20 protein-coding genes, 2 pseudogenes and 1 riboswitch are annotated in these 21,529 nt (G+C 44.0%); of the genes and pseudogenes, 19 read left to right on the top strand and 3 right to left on the bottom strand.

Features of this window, described 5'->3' with window-relative positions; genetic code table 11:
• The first annotated feature begins 40 nt into the window (after window positions 1-40).
• Complete coding sequence (locus tag FNL97_RS04105; RefSeq protein WP_062677851.1) at window positions 41-703, top strand: type 1 glutamine amidotransferase domain-containing protein; 663 nt, start codon at window positions 41-43, stop codon at window positions 701-703.
• A 49-nt stretch (window positions 704-752) separates the two neighbouring features.
• On the opposite strand, the gene rnhC is transcribed toward FNL97_RS04105, so the two are convergent.
• A complete protein-coding gene (rnhC, locus tag FNL97_RS04110) occupies window positions 753-1,658 on the bottom strand; it encodes a ribonuclease HIII (RefSeq protein ID WP_143415094.1) in 906 nt (301 codons plus the stop codon).
• Between the two features lie 121 nt (window positions 1,659-1,779).
• Between rnhC and zapA the strand changes: the two genes are divergently transcribed.
• From zapA to trxA, 12 genes are all read left to right on the top strand, one after another.
• A complete protein-coding gene (gene zapA / locus FNL97_RS04115; RefSeq protein WP_015864740.1) occupies window positions 1,780-2,043 on the top strand; it encodes a cell division protein ZapA in 264 nt (87 codons plus the stop codon).
• A 4-nt stretch (window positions 2,044-2,047) separates the two neighbouring features.
• On the top strand, window positions 2,048-2,587 hold the full coding sequence (locus FNL97_RS04120) for a CvpA family protein (protein ID WP_062677853.1): 540 nt from the start codon (window positions 2,048-2,050) through the stop codon (window positions 2,585-2,587).
• A gap of 96 nt (window positions 2,588-2,683) precedes the next feature.
• On the top strand, window positions 2,684-4,402 hold the full coding sequence (polX, locus tag FNL97_RS04125; RefSeq protein WP_143415095.1) for a DNA polymerase/3'-5' exonuclease PolX: 1,719 nt from the start codon (window positions 2,684-2,686) through the stop codon (window positions 4,400-4,402).
• A 52-nt stretch (window positions 4,403-4,454) separates the two neighbouring features.
• A complete protein-coding gene (locus FNL97_RS04130) occupies window positions 4,455-6,809 on the top strand; it encodes an endonuclease MutS2 (protein WP_143415096.1) in 2,355 nt (784 codons plus the stop codon).
• 15 nt (window positions 6,810-6,824) lie between these two features.
• The gene (locus FNL97_RS04135; RefSeq protein WP_015864736.1) at window positions 6,825-7,232 is read left to right on the top strand and encodes a DUF350 domain-containing protein; all 408 of its coding nucleotides are present in this window, start codon (window positions 6,825-6,827) and stop codon (window positions 7,230-7,232) included.
• Between the two features lie 13 nt (window positions 7,233-7,245).
• Window positions 7,246-7,410 carry a hypothetical protein gene (locus tag FNL97_RS17900; protein WP_167317814.1) on the top strand — a complete coding sequence of 55 codons (165 nt, stop codon included), beginning with the start codon at window positions 7,246-7,248 and terminating at the stop codon, window positions 7,408-7,410.
• A gap of 99 nt (window positions 7,411-7,509) precedes the next feature.
• Entirely contained in the window at window positions 7,510-9,183 is a 1,674-nt protein-coding gene (locus tag FNL97_RS04140) for a long-chain-fatty-acid--CoA ligase (protein WP_143415097.1), read from the top strand.
• A gap of 110 nt (window positions 9,184-9,293) precedes the next feature.
• Window positions 9,294-9,878: a fatty acid metabolism transcriptional regulator FadR gene (gene fadR / locus FNL97_RS04145; RefSeq protein WP_062677886.1), complete on the top strand. Its 585-nt coding sequence runs from the start codon at window positions 9,294-9,296 to the stop codon at window positions 9,876-9,878.
• A gap of 34 nt (window positions 9,879-9,912) precedes the next feature.
• On the top strand, window positions 9,913-10,686 hold the full coding sequence (locus tag FNL97_RS04150; RefSeq protein ID WP_143415098.1) for an enoyl-CoA hydratase: 774 nt from the start codon (window positions 9,913-9,915) through the stop codon (window positions 10,684-10,686).
• A gap of 64 nt (window positions 10,687-10,750) precedes the next feature.
• Entirely contained in the window at window positions 10,751-11,524 is a 774-nt protein-coding gene (locus FNL97_RS04155) for an electron transfer flavoprotein subunit beta/FixA family protein (RefSeq protein WP_015864731.1), read from the top strand.
• A gap of 25 nt (window positions 11,525-11,549) precedes the next feature.
• The gene (locus FNL97_RS04160; protein WP_015864730.1) at window positions 11,550-12,527 is read left to right on the top strand and encodes an electron transfer flavoprotein subunit alpha/FixB family protein; all 978 of its coding nucleotides are present in this window, start codon (window positions 11,550-11,552) and stop codon (window positions 12,525-12,527) included.
• 171 nt (window positions 12,528-12,698) lie between these two features.
• Window positions 12,699-13,013: a thioredoxin gene (gene trxA, locus FNL97_RS04165; protein WP_015864729.1), complete on the top strand. Its 315-nt coding sequence runs from the start codon at window positions 12,699-12,701 to the stop codon at window positions 13,011-13,013.
• 128 nt (window positions 13,014-13,141) lie between these two features.
• Here trxA and FNL97_RS04170 read toward each other — a convergent pair.
• A pseudogene (locus FNL97_RS04170) lies at window positions 13,142-13,372 on the bottom strand (UPF0236 family transposase-like protein); the annotation flags it as partial.
• 198 nt (window positions 13,373-13,570) lie between these two features.
• Between FNL97_RS04170 and FNL97_RS04175 the strand changes: the two are divergent.
• The 3 genes and pseudogenes from FNL97_RS04175 to FNL97_RS04185 form a co-directional block, all read left to right on the top strand.
• Window positions 13,571-14,122 (top strand): annotated as a pseudogene (locus FNL97_RS04175) (nucleoporin-interacting protein); the annotation flags it as partial.
• Between the two features lie 18 nt (window positions 14,123-14,140).
• Window positions 14,141-15,913 carry an excinuclease ABC subunit UvrC gene (gene uvrC / locus FNL97_RS04180; protein WP_062677860.1) on the top strand — a complete coding sequence of 591 codons (1,773 nt, stop codon included), beginning with the start codon at window positions 14,141-14,143 and terminating at the stop codon, window positions 15,911-15,913.
• Between the two features lie 69 nt (window positions 15,914-15,982).
• Window positions 15,983-16,163, top strand: a riboswitch (Lysine riboswitch).
• Window positions 16,164-16,276: 113 nt separating this feature from the next.
• Window positions 16,277-17,500, top strand: coding sequence for an aspartate kinase (locus FNL97_RS04185; protein ID WP_143415099.1), 1,224 nt, complete (start codon window positions 16,277-16,279; stop codon window positions 17,498-17,500).
• A 29-nt stretch (window positions 17,501-17,529) separates the two neighbouring features.
• Here the strand turns inward: FNL97_RS04185 and FNL97_RS04190 are convergent, their stop codons facing one another.
• Window positions 17,530-17,985: a YslB family protein gene (locus FNL97_RS04190; protein WP_062677862.1), complete on the bottom strand. Its 456-nt coding sequence runs from the start codon at window positions 17,983-17,985 to the stop codon at window positions 17,530-17,532.
• 272 nt (window positions 17,986-18,257) lie between these two features.
• Here FNL97_RS04190 and FNL97_RS04195 point away from each other — a divergent pair, with 272 nt between their 5' ends.
• From FNL97_RS04195 to sdhB, 3 genes are read left to right on the top strand one after another with little or no spacing between them, the layout of a single operon-like run.
• Window positions 18,258-18,866, top strand: coding sequence for a succinate dehydrogenase cytochrome b558 subunit (locus tag FNL97_RS04195; RefSeq protein ID WP_143415100.1), 609 nt, complete (start codon window positions 18,258-18,260; stop codon window positions 18,864-18,866).
• 35 nt (window positions 18,867-18,901) lie between these two features.
• Entirely contained in the window at window positions 18,902-20,659 is a 1,758-nt protein-coding gene (gene sdhA, locus FNL97_RS04200) for a succinate dehydrogenase flavoprotein subunit (protein WP_015864711.1), read from the top strand.
• Window positions 20,660-20,662: 3 nt separating this feature from the next.
• The gene (gene sdhB / locus FNL97_RS04205; protein ID WP_015864710.1) at window positions 20,663-21,424 is read left to right on the top strand and encodes a succinate dehydrogenase iron-sulfur subunit; all 762 of its coding nucleotides are present in this window, start codon (window positions 20,663-20,665) and stop codon (window positions 21,422-21,424) included.
• Window positions 21,425-21,529: the final 105 nt, after the last annotated feature.

Consider the following 21,529-nt stretch of genomic DNA (forward strand, 5'->3'; position numbering starts at 1 on the left):
TATGATAAAAGTACGAATTCGATAAAAGGAGGAATAACCAATGAGCAAGCGTGTGCTGATGGTGGTTACCAACCATACAACGATTACCGACGATCATAAAACGGGGCTTTGGCTTGAGGAGTTCGCCGTTCCATATCTTGTCTTTAAAGAAAAAGGATATGACGTGAAAGTGGCAAGCATCCAAGGCGGGGAAGTGCCGCTTGATCCGCGCAGCATTGAAGAAAAAGATCCAGCTTGGGCACAAGCGGAAAAAGAGTTGAAAAATACGGCCCGCTTAAGCGAAGACGATGCAACTGGATTTGATGCGATTTTCCTTCCTGGCGGTCATGGGACGATGTTCGATTTTCCAGATAATGAAACATTGCAATACGTCCTGCAGCAATTTGCCGAAGATGGAAGAATCATTGGCGCTGTGTGTCACGGTCCGTCCGGGCTTGTCAATGTAACATATAAAGACGGAACGCCGCTTGTCAAAGGAAAAACGGTAACGGCGTTTACGGATGAAGAAGAAAGAGAAGTGCAATTAGATGAATATATGCCGTTTTTGCTTGAGTCGACGTTGCGCTTAAGAGGCGCCAATTTTGTCCGCGGTGAAAAATGGACGGACTTTTCCGTGCGTGACGGCAATTTGATTACGGGACAAAACCCGCAATCAAGCAGAAGCACGGCGGAAAAAGTGGTGGAAGCGCTGGAAGAAAAATAAGGTATGTGGTGCTACCGCACAAAGGAAATTTCGTTTGTGCGGTAGTTTTTTATTGTTTCGCTAGCTGTGCCGCTTTTTTCGTATTGGCGAAATGAAGCTTCGCGCACATTTCGAGAATGGCAGGCCCATGCGTTTGGATAAGCTTGGCGGCGGCCTGATCGACTTGCGCTCCTGCTCCTTTTGGCAATGTCATGCCCACTTCTTTGCTTAACCGCTCCATTTCCTGCAAAAATACGTAGCGGGCGATCATTGACGCAGCGGCCACCGCAATATGAACCGTTTCTGCCTTCGGGTAGCAATACACATGATCGCGGACGACATTTGTTTCGTTTTCGAGGTAGCGAAAATATAAGTCCCGTTCAATAAATTGGTCAATAATAATCGCTTCCGGTTCTATAGGGGAAAGCTGTTTGACAAGCTTTCCAATCGCTTCATTATGCAGCAACGCTTTTATTTTCGTTTGCGGCATTCCGCTTCGTTGCCAATCATTATACATTGGATTGGACAGTATAACCGTTTGGTTCGGGATCATGTTCATAAGCGATGGGGCGAGCCGTCGGATGGCTTCATCCGTTAATAGTTTCGAATCTTTTATTCCCATTGCTGTGATCGCATCCATTTGGTCTTTGGCAACATATGCGGCGGCAACGACAACTGGTCCGAAATAATCTCCGGTTCCGACTTCATCGGAGCCGATTGCCGATGCGGCAGCCAAGGGGGGCTGGGGGACTGGCGCTTCCTTTTGATCCGATTCTTTCATCCATTTTGCCGCTTCTTGTTCTGCCTCTTTTCCTTGAAACAGCACTTTTCCCGTGCGGTAAGCGGTGATCGTGCAGCCGGACCGTTTGGCAACGAACAAAGCACCTGCAGGAAGGTGTCCGGTTATATCGGAAGCGTAATGATTCCGCATTTCTTCAAGCATCGTCGCTGTTGCCGTGATGACGTGATTTGCCATGGCCATTCACTCCTAATCACTATCGTTTTTTCTTTTGCATATCATAGTAGTCGTATCTTTTCATTATATCAGCATTCATGTTATGATAAACAATAGGATTTTGAGGAATGGGGGAAATCATTTGGCGGAGCAACAAAAAACGCGGGTGACAGTCGATATATACGGACAGCAATATACGATCGTTGGCACAGAAAGCTCAAGCCATATTCGTTTAGTGGCATCCATTGTCGATGATAAAATGCGGGAGATTAGCGAGAAAAATCCGACATTGGATATTAGTAAACTAGCGGTACTGACAGCCATTAACATCGTTCATGATTATATAAAATTAAAAGAAGAATATGATCGGCTTTTACAAAAACTACATAAAGAAAAGGATGAGTAACGGAATGGTCGATCTTCTTTTGCTCTTTATCCTTTTAATGGGGTTTATGATTGGTCTAAAACGGGGATTTATTTTGCAATTTATTCATATGGCCGGCTTTATCATCGCTTTTGTCGTCGCTTATCTTTATTATGAAAAATTAGTGCCGCCGCTGCGTCTGTGGATTCCGTATCCGACGTTCGGCGCCCCGGAGACGGCCAAACTGCTGTTTGAAAGCACGCATTTGGATGAAGCATACTATCGAGCGATCGCATTTGCGATTTTATTCTTCGCAACGAAAATTGTGCTGCAAATCATCGGTTCGATGCTTGATTTTGTGGCGCAATTGCCGATTCTTCGCAGCATTAACCGCTGGACTGGCGGAGCGTTGGGATTTATCGAAGTGTACTTAATCGTATTTTTACTTTTATACGTTGGTGCGCTTATCCCAATTGAAAGCATACAAACGAAGCTTCAACATTCTTTTATGGCAATGGTGATTGTGAAGCACACTCCGTTTTTGTCTGATATGTTGAAGCAAATGTGGATTCATTATATGGCATAGTAACTTCTCTATATTCATAGGGAAGTTTTTTTGTACTTTTTCATAAAAAACTTGTATTATGTTTCGTAGTGGGTTGTACGGATAGGTGGGGATAAAATGAAAGGAAATAAAAAAGATGTCATTCGTCTACTGGAGACGATTGCGTTATATATGGAAATCAAAGGAGAAAATCCGTTTAAAATTGCGGCGTTTCGCAAAGCGGCAAGCGCATTGGAAACTGATGAACGAAGCATTGCGGAAATAGACGATTTCACCGCGATTCCCGGCATCGGAAAGGGGACGGCAAGCGTCATTCATGAATTTTTGGAAACAGGAACGTCCAGCGTTCTTGAACAATTGAAACAGAAAATTCCAGAGAGCTTGCTCACCCTGCTTCGGCTTCCCGGACTTGGCGGCAAGAAAATCGCAAAGCTATATCAAGAACTGGGCATTGTGGATATTGCTTCATTGAAAGAAGCTTGCCTCGAGCAGAAAGTACAGCAGCTTCCAGGCTTCGGAAAGAAAACGGAAGAAAAGCTTTTAGCCGCCATTGAAGAAATCGGCTCTCGCCCGGAACGGCTTCCGTTAGCCTTTGTGCTGCCGATTGCCGAGGAAATAGAAAATCAGCTTAAAAATATGGAAGGAATCGTTCGTTTTTCTCGTGCCGGCAGTTTGCGGCGAATGAAGGAAACAGTGAAAGATTTAGATTTCATTATCGCAACGAACGATCCGCATCTTGTGCGGGAACAGTTATTGAAGCTAGCGAATGTCTCAGATGTGATTGCAAACGGTGATACGAAAGTGTCCCTAGAGCTTCGCTATGAGTATGAAATTGCTGTTGATTTTCGTTTAGTGACACCGGAGCAGTTCGCCACGACGCTCCATCATTTTACGGGATCGAAAGAACATAATGTCCGCATGCGGCAGCTGGCAAAAGAGCGCGGTGAAAAAATTAGTGAGTATGGAGTAGAGAATGTGAAAACGGGAGAAGTGAAAACATTTTCTGATGAACAAGCGTTTTTTGCCCATTTCCAGTTGCCGTTTATTCCGCCGGAACTAAGGGAAGATGGGACCGAAGTCGACCGCTATCGCGACGACTATTCGCTTCTTTGCCTTTCCCACATTCAAGGAGATTTGCATATGCACTCTACTTGGAGCGACGGAGCGTGCTCGATCGAGGAAATGGCGGAAGCATGCCGGAAAAAAGGCTACCGCTATATGGCGATTACCGATCATTCTCAATATTTAAAGGTCACCAACGGGCTGACGGTCGAACGGTTAAAGCGGCAGCGCGAAGAAATTGAACGGTTAAACGCGAAATATGATGATTTTACAATTTTGGCTGGAATAGAAATGGATATTTTGCCAGATGGGACGCTTGATTACGATGATGGCGTTCTCGAAGAACTTGACTTTGTCATCGCTGCGATTCATTCAAGTTTTTCCCAGTCGCGTGACGTGATTATGAAGCGTCTTGCTGCTGCGCTTCGCAATCGTCATGTTGATTTGATCGCTCATCCGACAGGGCGGTTAATCGGAAAGCGAGACGGATATGACGTAGATATAGACATGCTTATCGAATTGGCGCGGGAAACGAATACGGCGCTTGAGTTAAATGCGAATCCGAACCGTCTCGATTTGTCGTATTCCTATTTGAAAAAAGCGCAAGATGCTGGAGTAAAAATCGCGATTAATACAGATGCCCACCATTTGGACATGCTTGACCATATGGAAATAGGGGTCATAACCGCACGAAAAGGATGGATTCGCAAGGAAACGGTGATCAATACATGGTCTCTTGAAGAGTTGCGCAGCTTTTTGCAGCGCAATCGGTAAACGTATTCGGAATCGAATTGGTTGACAATTTTCAGATGGAGGTTTTTCATCCGTGCATACAAGAGTGCTTCACGTATTAGAATTTGATAAAGTAAAAGAGCAGTTATTAGAACATGTATCTTCGTCATTAGGAAAAGAAAAGGTAGAAAAACTATTTCCTTCTTCGCATTTTGCCGAGGTCACAAACTGGCAAGAAGAAACAGACGAGGCGGTAGCCGCGCTTCGTCTGCGCGGGCACGTTCCGCTCGGCGGCATTTTTGACATCCGAGCAAGCCTCAAGCGTGCGAAAATCGGCGGAACGCTTAGTCCGCATGAGCTTTTAGATATTGCGAGCACCATTTCTGCAAGCCGGCAATTGAAGCAGTTTATTGAATCGCTGCATGAAGAGAAAGAAGAGTTTCCTCATTTGGCAGGCTATGCGGAAAAACTTGCTGCGCTTCCGGAAGTGCAACAGGCCATTGAACGCTGTATTGATGATCATGGTGAAGTGATGGATCATGCGAGCGAACGGTTGCGTTCTATCCGCCAGCAGCTTCGAACAACTGAGGCGCGGGTGCGCGAAAAATTGGAGAATATCATTCGTTCGCAGTCGGCGCAAAAAATGTTATCTGATGCGATTATTACGATTCGCAACGACCGCTACGTCATTCCAGTAAAACAGGAGTATCGCGGTGTTTACGGCGGCATCGTCCATGATCAATCGGCTTCGGGAGCAACATTGTTTATTGAACCGCAAGCAGTGGTAGAATTAAATAACCAGCTCCAAGAAGCGCGTGTCAAAGAGAAACGAGAAATTGAGCGGATTTTAACGGAGTTGACAAGCATTGTAGCCGAACACGCGGAAGCATTGCTCGAAAATGTCGACATATTGGCACAGCTCGATTTTATTTTCGCCAAAGCAAAATATGCCAATAAATTGAAAGCGACAAAGCCTGTGATGAATGATCGCGGCTATATCCGGTTATTACAGGCGCGCCATCCGCTCATTGACCAGGACGTTGTTGTTCCGAATGACATTGAGCTTGGCAAAGACTATACAACGATCGTTATTACCGGTCCAAACACCGGCGGGAAAACAGTCACATTAAAAACGATCGGATTATTGACATTGATGGCGCAAGCAGGCTTATTTATTCCTGCGCTCGATGGTTCTGAATTAGCAGTATTCCGTTCCGTCTATGCGGATATCGGGGATGAGCAATCGATTGAACAAAGTTTAAGCACATTTTCTTCTCATATGGTCAATATCGTTGATATTTTACGCAACGTTGATCATGAAAGTCTCGTTTTATTCGATGAATTAGGTGCGGGAACCGATCCGCAAGAAGGCGCGGCGTTGGCGATCGCCATTTTAGATGAAGTGCACGGGCGCGGAGCACGTACGGTGGCGACCACCCATTATCCGGAGTTAAAAGCATACGGATACAATCGTGACGGCGTGATCAATGCAAGTGTCGAATTTGACACCGAAACGCTTCGTCCGACGTATAAGTTATTGATTGGCATCCCAGGGCGAAGCAATGCCTTTGAAATATCGAAGCGGCTTGGACTCGATGAGCGCATTATCGAACGGGCAAAATCGCATATTAGCGCAGAAAGCAACAAAGTGGAAAATATGATCGCTTCGCTAGAACAAAGCAAGAAGCGGGCGGAAGAGGAAGAGAAAAAAGCAAAAGAAGCGCGCATGGAAGCGGAAAAACTCCGCAGCGATTGGAAGCAAAAATGGGAAGAACTTCATGAAAAACGCGATGAAATAATAGAAGAAGCGAAACGGAAAGCAGCCGACATCGTCCGCGCTTCCCAGCAAGAGGCTGAGCGAATTATTCGCGAACTTCGCCGAATGCAAAAAGAAAAACAAGCGGAAATTAAAGAGCATGAACTGATTGAGGCGAAAAAACGCCTAGAAGAAGCGATTCCAACATTAGAGAAGAAGAAAAAAGAAAGAAAAAAACAGACGCAGCACGCCTTTCAGCCTGGCGATGAAGTAAAAGTGACAAGTTTAAATCAAAAAGGATATCTTGTGGAAAAGGTTTCTGATGATGAGTGGCAAGTACAGCTCGGCATTTTAAAGATGAAAATCAACGAACGGGATTTAGAATATATCGGCAGTGCGCCGAAAACGGAGACAAAACCGCTCGCTACCGTAAAAGGAAAAGACTATCATGTCGGATTGGAGCTTGACTTGCGCGGGGAACGGTACGAAGATGCGATAGTCCGTTTAGAAAAATATATTGATGATGCGCTTTTAGCGGGATATCCTCGCGTTTCGATCATTCACGGAAAAGGGACAGGAGCGCTTCGCAAAGGGGTGCAAGAATTTTTGAAAAAGCATCGCTCTGTGAAAAACTTCCATTTTGGTGAAGCAAATGAAGGAGGAACAGGGGTAACGATTGTCGAACTGAAATGACGAGGAGAGAACGTGATGAGTTCGTTTTGGGAAAACGAAATCGTAAAGATTGCCGCCAATTTTAGCGTGGCTGTTTTATGCATGGTCGTGTTTTTAACTATATTTGAGCTAGTGACAAAATATAAAAATTGGGAAGAGATTCAAAAAGGAAATGTCGCGGTGGCGATGGCAACAGGCGGGAAAATTTTTGGTATTGCCAATATTTTTCGCTATGCTCTTCGCCATCATGAATCACTGCTGGCGATGATCGGCTGGGGAGTGTATGGCTTTATTTTGCTACTCGTTGCGTATTTTATTTATGAGTTTCTTACTCCAAAGTTTAATATCGACGAAGAGATTGCGAAAGACAATCGGGCGGTTGGGCTGATTTCCATGGTTATTTCCATCGGCTTATCGTTTGTTATTGGAGAAGGAATTCGGTAAAGGGAGTTAAAAGATGGAGACATTAGTAAGAATGTTGCTTGTTTTATGTGGAATTTTTTTGATCATTGGCATCGTCTATTTAGCGTGGAAAAACAAAACGATGGAAACATTGGCAAAATTATTGTTTATACTATGTGTGTTTTTTGTTCTTATCGGCGTCATCTATTTGTTTTTTTAACGCCCTATGAGATAGGGCGTTTTTTTTGATGTAAAATTCAAAAAAGTGTAATAAAATAAAAATAAACCATCTGAAATTTTTTTGATAAGGGGGAGTACGATGGAAAAACCATGGCTTACTCATTATCCGCCGGAAATTCCGCATCACCTTGACTATCCTAATAAAACATTGCCTGATTACTTGCGGGAAACGGCGGCGGAATTTGGCGAGCATGATGCGATTTATTTCTTTGGGAAAACGCTTACATTTCGTGAAGTTTATGAACAGGCGCTCACATTGGCAAATTATTTGAAACAAATCGGACTGCAAAAAGGGGATCGTGTGTCGATTATGCTGCCAAACTGTCCACAAGCGGTTATCAGCTATTATGGTGTGCTGTTCGCGGGCGGCATTGTCGTGCAGACCAATCCGCTTTATACGGAGCACGAATTGGAATATCAGCTAAACGACAGCGGAGCAACGGTGCTCATCACATTAGATATGCTTTATCCAAAAGCAGCGAAAGTAAAAGCAAATACAAAAGTGAAACATCTTATTATTACGAGCATTAAAGACTATTTGCCAACGATAAAAAAATGGCTATATCCATTCATGCAGCGGAAGCAGCAGCCAGTGATTGTCAAAGTGGAAGAACGGAGCGACCAGCATCTATTTTCCAAAATAATAGCCCGTCCGAACGCAATGGAGCCAAACGTGGAGATCGACCCTGTTGAAGATGTCGCGTTATTGCAGTATACCGGAGGAACAACCGGCGTTCCAAAAGCGGCAATGCTTACGCACCGAAATTTAATCGCCAATACGTTGATGTGCGCTCATTGGATGTATCGATGCGGAAAAGGAACGGAGTCGATTTTGGGAGTTTTGCCGTTTTTCCATGTGTATGGCATGACAACGATCATGAATTTAGCGATTATGCAAGCGTATAAAATGATTCTTTTGCCGAAATTTGATGCGGAAACAACATTAAAAACGATTGAAAAACTAAGACCAACGTTGTTTCCTGGAGCGCCGACGATATATATTGCGCTTTTAAATCACCCGAATTTATCGCGCTATGATTTGTCATCGATCAAAGTATGCATTAGCGGATCAGCACCATTGCCGGTGGAAGTTCAGGAAAAATTTGAAAAATTGACTGGTGGAAAACTGATTGAAGGATATGGGTTAACGGAAGCATCGCCGGTTACTCACAGTAATTTTGTATGGGATGGAAAGCGGGTAAAAGGAAGCATCGGGGTGCCATGGCCAGATACGGAAGCGAAAATTATATCATTGGAAACAGGGGAAGAAGCAAAAGCCAATGAAATTGGTGAACTTATTATTCGCGGACCGCAAGTGATGAAAGGATACTGGAATCAGCCGCATGAAACAGAGAATGTTTTACGTGACGGATGGTTATATACGGGAGATGTTGGTTATATGGATGAGCGCGGTTATTTCTATATCGTCGACCGGAAAAAAGATATGATTATTGCAAGCGGCTACAACATTTATCCGCGTGAAGTGGAAGAAGTATTATATGAACATCCAAAAGTGCAGGAAGCAGTAGTTATTGGCGTTCCAGATGAATATCGTGGAGAAACGGTAAAAGCGTTTGTCGTTCTTAAACAAGGAGAGCAATGCACACAAGAGGAATTGGACCAATTTATGCGAAGCCGATTGGCGGCATATAAAGTGCCGCGAATGTACGAATTTCGCAAAGAACTTCCAAAAACAGCGGTTGGGAAAATTTTGCGAAGAGCATTGCTGGAGGAAGAAATGAAGAAAGGATGAAGATTGTTGAAGCTTTTTCAAAAGATCATCTTGACAAAATAAATAAGGAGTCCTTAAAATGAAAACATGAATGAACGATCATTCATGTTTTTTGTAAAGGAGAATGAATGTTGAGGAGAGATAAGCCAAAATTTAAACAAATTATCGATGCAGCGGTGGTAGTGATTGCTGAAAATGGATACCACCAGGCGCAAGTATCAAAAATCGCGAAACGAGCCGGGGTCGCAGACGGCACGATTTATCTTTATTTTAAAAATAAAGAAGACATTCTTATATCGGTGTTTGAGGAAAAAATGGGCTCCTTTATTGAGAAAATTGAACAAGAGATAGCAGGAATTTCGAGTCCTTTAGAGAAATTGTACGTATTAGTAAAGAAACATTTTGAATCACTGGCCGCAGATCATCATTTAGCCATCGTTACTCAACTGGAATTGCGTCAATCGAACAAAGAATTGCGACATCGCATTAACGATGTGTTAAAAAGATATTTGCGCATTATTGACGAAATTGTAAAAGAAGGAATCGAAAAAGGCGAGTTTCGCCGTGATTTAGATATTCGGCTTGCAAGGCAAATGATTTTTGGAGCGATTGACGAAACAGTGACGACATGGGTAATGAACGAGCAAAAGTATGATCTAGTCGCATTAGCAAATCCAGTGTATGAATTGTTAACAAAGGGTTGTGCATCTTCGTAAGACAGCATATTTGTTTAAAGGGGGAGAAGAGGAGATGGAATTTTTTCGTATCCATAAAGAAGAGTTTGTCGCGGACGTAACGTTTTCTCGTCCGCCGGCAAACGCTCTTTCATCCGCTGTATTGAAAGAGCTTTCAACCTTGCTCGATGAGCTGGAGGCGGATGATAACGTCCGTGTTGTGCTTCTTCACGGCGAAGGAAGATTTTTCTCCGCAGGAGCGGATATTAAAGAGTTTACTTCTATAGCGTCCAGCGATGAAGCGACAGCGCTGTCGCAAAATGGACAGCAAGTGTTGGAACGAATCGAGCGCTTTCCAAAGCCAGTGATTGCGGCCATCCATGGCGCAGCGCTAGGCGGTGGACTGGAGCTGGCGATGAGCTGCCATATCCGCATTGTTTCCGAAAACGCCAAACTCGGCCTGCCAGAGCTGCAGCTTGGCATCATACCTGGCTTTGCCGGCACGCAGCGGCTTCCTCGCTACGTCGGCTTCGGCAAAGCGGCTGAGATGATGTTGACGAGCGAGCCGATTACCGGAGCAGAAGCGGTGCAGTGGGGATTAGCAAACAAAGCGGTGCCAGAAGAACAATTGCTCGAGGAAGCAAAAAAACTGGCGAAAAAAATCGCGCAAAAAGGCCCGATTTCGGTTCGCGCTACATTGCAGCTTTTAAATTCTTTTAAAGAAAAACCATTCCAGGAAGCAGTGCGTGAGGAAGCGGAGCTGTTTGGAAGCATGTTCACAACAGAAGACGCGAAAGAAGGAGTGCAAGCGTTCATTGAAAAGCGTCCGCCGGTCTTTCATGGTAAATAATGTTTTTAATTGACGGAATCTTTAAAACTGAAGTAATGTTTAATCAAAACAAGGAGGGACTCACATGAACATTTTCGTCTTAATGAAGCGCACATTCGATACAGAAGAAAAAATTACGATTGCAGATGGCAGAGTAAACGAAGAAGGAGCAGAATTTATTATCAACCCGTACGATGAATACGCAATTGAGGAAGCGATTCAAGTACGCGACAAACATGGCGGTGAAGTAACAGTTGTAACGGTGGGCAATGAGGATGCGGAAAAAGAATTGCGTACGGCGCTAGCGATGGGCTGCGATAAGGCGGTGCTCATTAATATTGAAGAAGATGTTGAAGAACAAGATCAATACACAACGGCGAAAGTTCTTGCCGAATATTTAAAAGACAAAAACCCTGATTTGATTTTGGCAGGAAATGTCGCCATTGACGGCGGTTCGGGACAAGTTGGTCCGCGCGTAGCGGAATTGCTGGGAATCCCGTATGTGACGACAATTACGAAACTAGATATTGACGGCGATAAAGTAACGATCGTCCGCGATGTGGAAGGAGACGAAGAAGTGATCGAAACGTCGCTTCCACTGCTTGTGACAGCGCAACAAGGACTTAACGAGCCGCGCTATCCTTCGCTTCCAGGCATTATGAAGGCGAAAAAGAAACCGCTTGATGAATTGGAATTAGATGACTTGGATTTGGATGAAGACGATGTTGCGGCGAAAACGAAAACGATCGAAATATTCTTGCCGCCAAAAAGAGAAGCGGGAAAAATTCTTCAAGGTGAAATCGCTGATCAAGTAAAAGAGCTTGTTCAACTTTTACGTTCAGAAGCAAAAGTGGTGTAATTTTTCATAATAGGGGGACTGAAAGATGGCACGCAAAGTACTGACGTTAGCAGAAGTTCGTGATGGATCATTAAGAAACGTTTCGTTTGAGGCGATCGCAGCGGCAAAAACGATTGCCCAAGGCGGGGAAGTCGTATCCGTCCTTGTCGGTGAAAGCGTCCAATCGTATGCCAATGAGTTATTTTTCCACGGCGCCGACCGCGTCGTTGTGGTAGAGCATCCAAATTTAAAAAATTATACATCTGACGGCTATTCTCAAGCGCTGAAAGCAGTGATTGACGCGGAAAACCCAGAAGGGATCGTATTGGGCCATACCTCATTAGGAAAAGACTTATCGCCGAAATTAGCGGTCAAATTAAACTCTGGCCTTGTTTCCGACGTGGTGTCTGTGGAAGAAGCTGGGGGCAACCTTATCTTTACACGTCCGATTTACTCTGGAAAAGCGTTTGAAAAGAAAATCGTTACAGACGGCATCATTTTTGTCACTGTTCGTCCGAACAACATTCAACCGTTAGAACGTGATGAATCGCGTTCCGGAGAAGTATCGAACGTTTCTGTCGACATTAAAGATTTGCGTACAATTGTAAAAGAAGTCGTTCGTAAAACAGCGGAAGGAGTCGACCTATCTGAGGCGAAAGTCATTGTTGCCGGCGGACGCGGTGTGAAAAGCGCGGAAGGCTTTAAGCCGCTGCAAGAGCTTGCCGAAGTATTAGGCGGTGCTGTCGGTGCATCACGCGGTGCGTGCGATGCGGGATATTGCGATTATTCGCTTCAAATCGGCCAAACTGGGAAAGTCGTTACGCCAGACCTTTATATCGCCTGCGGGATTTCCGGAGCGATTCAACATTTAGCTGGTATGTCGAACTCGAAAGTCATCGTAGCGATTAACAAAGACCCAGAGGCAAACATTTTCAAAGTCGCTGATTACGGTATTGTCGGAGATTTGTTTGAAGTTGTTCCGTTGTTAACGGAAGAATTTAAAAAATTAAAAGTGCATTCATAAATTTTTTACGAAACGGGCAAAGCGAATTGCTTTGCTCGTTTTCTGCTGTCTGCTCGAAGGCATAATTCCTGCCAGAAAGCGAATATTAGAAACGAAGCAAAATATTCGCACTAAACTCCATTACGTGATATACTTTGCTTACAGTATCATAGCGAATAGGAGGAATTTAAAATGGCGATTGTAAATGCGACAGATCAAACATTTGCGGCAGAAACGAAAGAAGGCCTAACATTAGTCGATTTCTGGGCGCCATGGTGTGGACCTTGCCGCATGGTTGCGCCGGTTCTTGAAGAAGTAGATCAAGTAATGGGCGACAAAGTAAAAATCGTAAAAGTAAACGTCGACGAAAACCCAGAAACAGCGTCTAAGTTCGGCGTGATGAGCATTCCAACATTGCTTGTTTTCAAAAATGGCGAGCTTGTTGACAAAACGATCGGCTATCAGCCGAAAGAAGCGCTTGTTCAACTATTGGAAAAACACGTATAATTCATTTTTCTTCAAAGAGATTCAGGCAATATATTGTCTGAATCTCTTTTTTATTTCCAATACTTTATTTTATCCGGTTGCCCGCATTTAGAAGAAGCATACCGGGCAGCTGAACTTACCGTTAAATCATAGTAGTTTCGCTCAAAGGTGACTTCGCCAAACAGGGTTTGAATCGTGGTGCGTCGTTTGTCTTTCAAGTGGTATCGGCGCTTGTTCCGGGTTTCCGTCAATTGTCGGTCGATGTCCTCCAACAGAGCCGTAAACAGCTCGGCGAAGGCGTTTTGCAAGGCTCGAAACAAATCAAGTTCGATCTCTTTCCATGACAACGAATTTGTGATAAGATGTTGTTGAATATTCATGGGACTCTCTCCTCCTGTTTGATAGTGTGGTCAATGAATATCTTACCAGGGAGAGAGTCCTTTTTCATGTTTTGGACTTCGGATCCTACCGCGGCTTCGCTTGGTGGCCCCGATGAGAGAGATTGCGAACCTACGTTCCCAACCCCCTCATCGGGGAATTCTAAGAATTTCTCCCACAAACATTTTACTCACACCACGTTCCCGCGCTGGCTTCTTATTTCTGGATTCGTTTATTTTCTTTGGGGGTTATTTGCACAAAATATCGAAAAACCGCGCCATATTCTCCCGCTTGTTCATCTTGTTTTGTTGTACGGATGGATTTGCTTTCTCCGCAATCATATGTCTATGTACCGATGGAGCATAGCGCTGGCAGTGTTAGCCGCACAACTCGCAACGGGAACATGGCATATGCGCGAACAAGCATTACAGTTGCCAGCAACCTATCAATTAGCGTATGATTTACAAAATAGTAAAGAGAAATTTGTTCTGTATACAAGGGAAGAAACACGCGTGCTGCAATACCTCGATGTGGACTTTCCGCATAAAGACGTGCTGCATTTTTCATTTTTTTTACAAGACAAGAAGAACTATCGACATGTTAAAATTTATATGACAGATCATGTGGTCAAAGGCTTTCAAGCGCAAGGGATTTCCCTTTCCCGCCATGTGCGGAAAGTGAAAACATATCGTTCCAGCACACTCGCAGATCCAGTGTACGGAAACATTACGCTGTATGAATGGATGAATTAATTTGATGGAGTGATTATGATGCATGATCACTTAAAAGAAAAATTAGCTGTGCTCCCGGAGCAGCCGGGATGTTATTTGATGAAAGATAAAAACGGTACGGTCATATACGTCGGCAAAGCAAAAGTGCTGAAAAACCGCGTGCGTTCGTATTTCACCGGAACGCATGACGGAAAAACGCTGCGGCTTGTCAACGAAATTGCCGATTTCGAATATATTGTCACTTCTTCGAACATCGAAGCGCTCATTTTGGAAATGAACTTAATTAAAAAGTACGATCCAAAATATAACGTGATGCTTAAGGATGACAAAAGCTATCCGTTTATAAAAATTACCGCGGAGAAGCATCCTCGCCTAATCATTACGCGAAAAGTGAAAAAAGACGGCGGAAAATATTTCGGGCCGTATCCGCATGTACAGGCGGCAAACGAAACGAAGAAACTGTTAGACCGCATTTATCCGTTGCGCAAATGCTCGACCATGCCGAACCGTGTTTGTTTATATTATCATATGGGACAATGTCTTGCACCGTGCGTGCATCCGGTGTCCGAACAACAAAATAAAGAAATCGTTGAACAAATCGTCCGCTTTTTAAACGGCGGGTATAAAGAAGTAAAAGAAGAGCTTGCAGAAAAGATGATGAAAGCAGCCGAAGCGCTCGAATTCGAACGGGCAAAAGAATACCGTGATCAAATTGCCCATATTGAAGCAACGATGGAAAAGCAGAAGATGACCATGAACGATTTCGTTGATCGCGATGTGTTCGGTTATGCCTATGACAAAGGATGGATGTGCGTACAAGTATTTTTCATTCGTCAAGGAAAGTTGATCGAGCGAGATGTATCGATGTTTCCGATGTATCAAGACCCAGATGAGGAATTGCTGACGTTTTTAGGACAGTTTTATACCAAAGCGAACCACTTTAAGCCGAAAGAGGTCATTTTGCCTGCTGACATTGACGGCGAACTTGCCGAGCAGCTGCTGGAAGTAAAGGTTGTTCAGCCGAAAAAAGGAAAGAAAAAAGAACTGGTTGATTTAGCAAGCAAAAATGCGGCAATTGCTTTGAAAGAAAAATTTTACTTAATTGTGCGGGATGAAGAACGAACGATCAAAGCTGTGGAAAACTTAGGAAAAATATTAGGAATTCCGACCCCGCATCGCATTGAGGCGTTTGACAATTCCAATATTCATGGCGCGGATCCTGTTTCAGCCATGGTAGTTTTTATCGATGGAAAACCGGAGAAAAAAGAGTACCGCAAATATAAAGTCAAAACCGTAGAGGGACCGGATGACTATGAATCGATGCGCGAGGTGGTAAGAAGACGTTATACTCGCGTGCTCAAAGAAGGCCTCCCACTTCCCGATTTGATTATTATTGACGGAGGAAAAGGGCATTTAGCTGCGGTAAGGGATGTGCTTGAAAACGAATTAGGACTTGATATTCCGCTCGCTGGGCTTGCCAAAGACGACAAGCATCGCACATCCGAGTTAATCATGGGGGATCCGCCGCAAGTTGTTCCATTAGAAAGAAACAGCCAAGAGTTTTATTTATTGCAGCGCATCCAAGACGAAGTGCATCGGTTTGCGGTTGCCTTTCACCGGCAAACGCGTGGAAAAACGATGTTTCATTCTGTGTTAGATGACATCCCCGGCGTTGGGGAAAAGCGAAAAAAAGCGTTATTAAAGCATTTCGGATCCATTAAAAACATGAAAGAAGCAACGGTAGAAGAATTGCAAAAAGCAAACATTCCGCGCTCTGTTGCTGAAAAAATTTATAAGAAATTGCGAGAATAATATTGTCAACAATACGAAAGTTTGATATGATTGCAATAAATTTCATATTTATACACTTCCAAACGCCAAAGTGAAGATAGAGGTGCGAACTTCAAGAGTACACATTCGGAGGAAAATGAGTTCCGATGATGAGTGTGGAAAGGGGAGCGTCGCCGAAGTGGAAAAAGTCTCATTGCTTTTTCCGCTGGTCCTGCGTTTAAGAAATGTAGGACTGTCAAGATGTGATTCATCTTGGAGAGCTATCTCACTGTGCGGGGCGAATTCGCTTTTTTCGCTTTCGTGATGCACAGCAATGAGATTTCTCTCATTGCTGTTTTTATTTGCAAACAAATAAACGATATTCATGGTAAAGGGTGAGACGAATTGGGAATCATTGTACAAAAGTTTGGCGGAACGTCTGTTGGTTCCATCGAAAGAATTCAACATGTGGCGAATCGGGTCATTGAGGAAGCCCAAAAAGGAAATGAAGTTGTCGTTGTTGTTTCGGCAATGGGAAAAACGACTGATGAGCTTGTCAACTTAGCGAATCAAATTTCCAATCATCCTAGCAAACGGGAAATGGATATGCTTCTTTCGACAGGGGAACAAGTGAGCATCGCGCTTTTGGCAATGGCGCTTCACGAAAAAGGATATAAAGCTGTTTCATTGACAGGATGGCAAGCGGGAATTATGACGGAAGAAATGCACGGCAATGCCCGAATTATGAACATGGATACGACGAGAATCCACCGCCACCTTGATGAAGGGGCAATTGTGATCGTTGCGGGGTTTCAAGGAGTAACGGAAACAGGGGAAATCACCACGCTCGGCCGCGGCGGTTCCGATACAACAGCGGTGGCGCTAGCGGCAGCATTAAAAGCGGATAAATGCGATATTTATACAGACGTAACCGGCGTGTTTACAACAGACCCGCGTTATGTGAAAACAGCAAGAAAAATAAAAGAGATCTCCTATGATGAAATGCTTGAGTTGGCCAATTTAGGGGCAGGAGTATTGCATCCGCGCGCCGTGGAATTTGCGAAAAACTACGAAGTGCCGCTGGAAGTGCGTTCGAGCATGGAAAACGAAAGAGGAACGATGGTAAAGGAGGAAGTTTCGATGGAGCAGCATTTAATCGTACGAGGAATCGCGTTTGAAGATCAAGTAACGAGAGTAACGGTGGATGGAATCGAAAATAGTTTATATACATTGCCGACCATTTTTACGGCTCTTGCGAACCGTGGCATCAATGTAGATATTATTATTCAAAGCGCGACGAATTCCGAAACAACGTCTGTTTCTTTTTCGATTCGCACGGAAGATCTGCAAGAAACGATCCAAGTATTACAATCGTTAAAAGGAGCAAATGTGCAATATGAAACTGGTTTAGCAAAAGTATCGATTGTCGGCTCCGGTATGATTTCTAATCCGGGAGTAGCTGCGCAAATGTTTGAAGCGCTAGCGAATCAAGGCATTGAAATAAAAATGGTCAGCACGTCAGAAATTAAAATTTCCACGGTCATTGACGAAAAATATATGGTTTCGGCCGTCGAGGCGCTTCACGAAGCATTCGGGCTTGCCGAAGAAACCGTAGCGCTGCGCTCATAAAAATGACAAAAGCCTGCATTCGCAGGCTCTTAGCTATTTATTTCATCTTTGCGATCCCATTTAATGGTGATTAACACTTTATTAGCACGTTTCTTTTGTTGTTCGAACGCTTCGGCAACGCGGCGTTTTTGATGCTCAATTTGTTGGGCTAGAAATCCTGCTTCCAACTGAAATGTACAATTTTCGTGAAGAGCAAATCGCGCGGCGATGATCGGACCTGTCAACTCAACGTGAAGCTCGTCCTTTCCTTCTTCCAAAACGGAAAGGGTTCCCCATCCAGCTTTTTCAAAAAACGTGATGATATCGGATATCGTTTCTAGCGGATAATGGCGCGCCAAGCTTTTACCAGCCCAGTATAAAATGCTTGCTGTTTCTTTTCCGAGCAATTCAGGAAGAAGAATTTGCCGAATCAGTTCAGAGCCAAATGCGGAAATATGAATGTTTTCTAATGCTTTATATTGTTCTTCTAGCGATGGTAGTTTCACATGCTTCCCCTCTTTCTATCTACTCTAACATTATAGCGAAATGGAGGGGAGCATGCATTATCTTTCTTATGATTGGATGTTGTTTAAATATTCAAATGTTTGAACATTTTATGACTTTGTTTTCTTGACGCTTGTACAATGTGAGAGTACAATGAATGTGACACAATGATTATGGTAATGGAAGCAATTACATTCTATGAATCATTACCTTTTCATTTTTGTGGATGGGGAGCGCATTATTTTCATTGTTATTATTCAAAGGGGGTTTACATATGGCAGGAAATCGCGAATTTTATTACCGTCGGCTCCATTCGCTGTTAGGAGTCATTCCAGTAGGGATCTTTTTAGTACAACATTTAGTCGTAAACCATTTTGCGACAAGAGGGCCGGAAGCGTTTAACCGTGCTGCTTCCTTTATGGAGAATTTGCCATTCCGCTATTTTTTAGAAATATTCGTCATTTTTCTTCCGCTATTGTTCCATGCCATTTATGGGCTTTACATCGCTTTTACAGCGAAATTTAATGTGGGAAGTTACGGATATTTCCGCAACTGGATGTTTATGTTACAGCGGATCACTGGAATTATCACATTAATTTTTGTGACATGGCATGTGTGGGAAACTCGTGTTCAAGCTGCTTTTGGTGCGGAAGTAAACTATGAAATGATGGCTAATATCGTCGATAATCCGGCTATGCTTGCATTTTATATTGTCGGAATTTTATCAACAGTATTCCATTTTGCGAATGGTTTATGGTCTTTCTGTGTAAGCTGGGGTATAACAGTATCTCCTCGTTCACAGCAAGTTTTCACCTATGTGACAATGCTTATTTTTGTCGCGCTTTCCATCGTCGGCATTCGTGCTATTTTGGCATTCGCTTAATCTACAACTAGCAATCTTTTAGGGAGTGAGTAGCAATGAAAAAAGGAAAAATCATAGTAGTTGGTGGCGGTCTAGCTGGTCTAATGGCAACGATTAAAATCGCGGAAGCAGGCGTACCTGTAGAATTGTTCTCGCTCGTACCTGTTAAGCGGTCTCACTCTGTCTGTGCACAAGGTGGGATTAACGGTGCGGTAAATACGAAAGGGGAAGGCGACTCTCCTTGGGAACATTTCGATGATACCGTATATGGCGGTGACTTTTTAGCGAACCAGCCTCCGGTAAAAGCGATGTGTGAGGCAGCGCCAAGCATCATTTATATGCTTGACCGCATGGGAGTCATGTTCAACCGTACTCCTGAAGGGTTGCTTGATTTCCGCCGCTTCGGTGGAACGCAGCATCACCGTACTGCATACGCAGGGGCAACGACAGGCCAGCAGATATTATATGCGCTTGATGAACAAGTGCGCCGCCATGAAGTGGCTGGACTTGTCACAAAATATGAAGGATGGGAGTTTTTAGGCGTTGTTTTAGATGATGAACAAATTTGCCGAGGAATCGTTGCGCAAGATTTAAAAACAATGGAAATTAAAGCGTTTCCTGCGGACGCGGTCATTATGGCGACAGGCGGACCAGGAGTCATTTTTGGAAAATCGACGAACTCGATCATCAACACAGGTTCAGCAGCGTCTATCGTCTATCAACAAGGCGCGTACTATGCAAACGGGGAATTTATCCAAATTCACCCGACGGCGATTCCGGGAGACGATAAACTGCGTCTCATGAGTGAGTCAGCCCGAGGGGAAGGCGGAAGAGTCTGGACATATAAAGACGGAAAACCTTGGTATTTCCTTGAAGAAAAATATCCGGCTTACGGAAACCTTGTTCCTCGTGATATCGCGGCTCGTGAAATTTTCCACGTTTGCGTTGATTTGAAGCTCGGCATCAACGGCGAAAACATGGTATACCTTGATCTTTCTCATAAAGATCCGAAAGAACTAGATATCAAACTTGGCGGTATTATTGAAATTTACGAGAAATTTATGGGTGAAGACCCTCGCAAAGTGCCGATGAAAGTATTCCCAGCTGTTCACTATTCGATGGGCGGCTTATGGGTTGATTATGATCAAATGACAAACATTAAAGGATTGTTTGCCGCTGGCGAATGTGATTACTCGATCCATGGCGCAAACCGTCTAGGAGCTAACTCCTTATTATCAGCGATTTACGGCGGCATGGTTGCTGGACCAAATGCGGTTAGATACATTCGCGGTTTGGAAAAATCGGCAGACGCAATGCCATCATCGTTGTACGACCGCTATGTGAAGCAAGAAGAAGAGCGTTGGAACAACATCTTGTCCATGGATGGAACAGAAAACGCGTATGTGCTTCATAAAGAGTTGGGCGAATGGATGACAGCGAACGTTACAATCGTTCGTTACAACGATAAGTTGTTGAAAACAGACGAGAAAATCCAGGAATTGTTGGAACGCTATAAAAACATCAGTGTTACAGACACGTCGAAATGGAGCAACCAAGGCGCAACATTTATTCGTCAGTTATATAATATGCTTCAACTAGCGCGGGTAATTACGCTAGGCGCTTACAACCGCAACGAAAGCCGTGGTGCACACTATAAACCGGAGTTTCCAGAGCGCAATGACGAAGAGTGGCTCAAAACAACGATGGCACGCTATACCCCAGATGGACCGGCATTCCACTACGAAGATGTCGATGTATCGTTGATTAAGCCACGCAAACGCGACTACACGAAAAAGAAAGAGGAAGTGAAATAAACGATGAGCGAGAAAAAAACGGTTCGATTCATTATAACACGTCAAGATCGTCCTGATTCTGCGCCATACGAAGAAGAATTTGAAATTCCATATCGTCCGAATATGAACGTCATTTCTGCGCTGATGGAAATTCGCCGTAATCCGGTTAACGCGAAAGGGCAAAAAACAACCCCAGTTGTATGGGAAATGAACTGTTTGGAAGAAGTATGCGGCGCTTGCTCGATGGTTATTAACGGCAAACCGCGTCAAGCATGCACAGCATTAATTGATAAATTAGAACAGCCAATTCGTTTGGAACCAATGCGTACGTTCCCGGTAGTTCGCGACTTGCAAGTAGACCGCAGCCGTATGTTTGACTCGTTGAAAAAAGTAAAAGCATGGATCCCAATCGATGGAACGTATGACTTAGGTCCTGGTCCGCGTATGCCAGAACGAAAACGCCAATGGGCATACGAGCTTTCAAAATGTATGACATGCGGTGTATGTTTAGAAGCATGTCCAAACGTCAACAGCAAATCGAATTTCATCGGTCCAGCACCGCTTTCCCAAGTACGTCTATTTAATGCCCATCCAACAGGCGCGATGCATAAAGCGGAGCGGATGAAAGCGATTATGGGTGATGGCGGTTTAGCGAACTGTGGTAACTCGCAAAACTGTGTGCAATCTTGTCCAAAAGGAATTCCGTTAACCACTTCGATCGCTGCGCTAAACCGTGAAGCGACGATTCAAATGTTCCGCAACTTCTTCGGAAGTGACGAAGTATAATGATGAAAATCCTCTTCATGGCTTTCATGAAGAGGATTTTTATTAGGGGGATATGTAATGAAGCAGATTGATTACATTGATCAATGGGAACAATGGGAAAAGTCG

It is taken from the genome of Geobacillus sp. E263, assembly GCF_007197795.1.
Classification (GTDB): Bacteria; Bacillota; Bacilli; order Bacillales; family Anoxybacillaceae; genus Parageobacillus_B; species Parageobacillus_B toebii.

Excerpts from the sequence above, each read along its gene's own strand:
- FNL97_RS04105 (WP_062677851.1), top strand. The coding sequence starts at position 41 with ATGAGCAAGCGTGTGCTGATGGTGGTTACCAACCATACAACGATTACC.
- rnhC (WP_143415094.1), bottom strand. The coding sequence starts at position 1,658 with ATGGCAAATCACGTCATCACGGCAACAGCGACGATGCTTGAAGAAATG.
- FNL97_RS04120 (WP_062677853.1), top strand. The coding sequence starts at position 2,048 with ATGGTCGATCTTCTTTTGCTCTTTATCCTTTTAATGGGGTTTATGATT.
- polX (WP_143415095.1), top strand. The coding sequence starts at position 2,684 with ATGAAAGGAAATAAAAAAGATGTCATTCGTCTACTGGAGACGATTGCG.
- FNL97_RS04135 (WP_015864736.1), top strand. The coding sequence starts at position 6,825 with ATGAGTTCGTTTTGGGAAAACGAAATCGTAAAGATTGCCGCCAATTTT.
- FNL97_RS17900 (WP_167317814.1), top strand. The coding sequence starts at position 7,246 with ATGGAGACATTAGTAAGAATGTTGCTTGTTTTATGTGGAATTTTTTTG.
- FNL97_RS04140 (WP_143415097.1), top strand. The coding sequence starts at position 7,510 with ATGGAAAAACCATGGCTTACTCATTATCCGCCGGAAATTCCGCATCAC.
- FNL97_RS04150 (WP_143415098.1), top strand. The coding sequence starts at position 9,913 with ATGGAATTTTTTCGTATCCATAAAGAAGAGTTTGTCGCGGACGTAACG.
- FNL97_RS04155 (WP_015864731.1), top strand. The coding sequence starts at position 10,751 with ATGAACATTTTCGTCTTAATGAAGCGCACATTCGATACAGAAGAAAAA.
- FNL97_RS04160 (WP_015864730.1), top strand. The coding sequence starts at position 11,550 with ATGGCACGCAAAGTACTGACGTTAGCAGAAGTTCGTGATGGATCATTA.
- trxA (WP_015864729.1), top strand. The coding sequence starts at position 12,699 with ATGGCGATTGTAAATGCGACAGATCAAACATTTGCGGCAGAAACGAAA.
- uvrC (WP_062677860.1), top strand. The coding sequence starts at position 14,141 with ATGCATGATCACTTAAAAGAAAAATTAGCTGTGCTCCCGGAGCAGCCG.
- FNL97_RS04195 (WP_143415100.1), top strand. The coding sequence starts at position 18,258 with ATGGCAGGAAATCGCGAATTTTATTACCGTCGGCTCCATTCGCTGTTA.
- sdhA (WP_015864711.1), top strand. The coding sequence starts at position 18,902 with ATGAAAAAAGGAAAAATCATAGTAGTTGGTGGCGGTCTAGCTGGTCTA.
- sdhB (WP_015864710.1), top strand. The coding sequence starts at position 20,663 with ATGAGCGAGAAAAAAACGGTTCGATTCATTATAACACGTCAAGATCGT.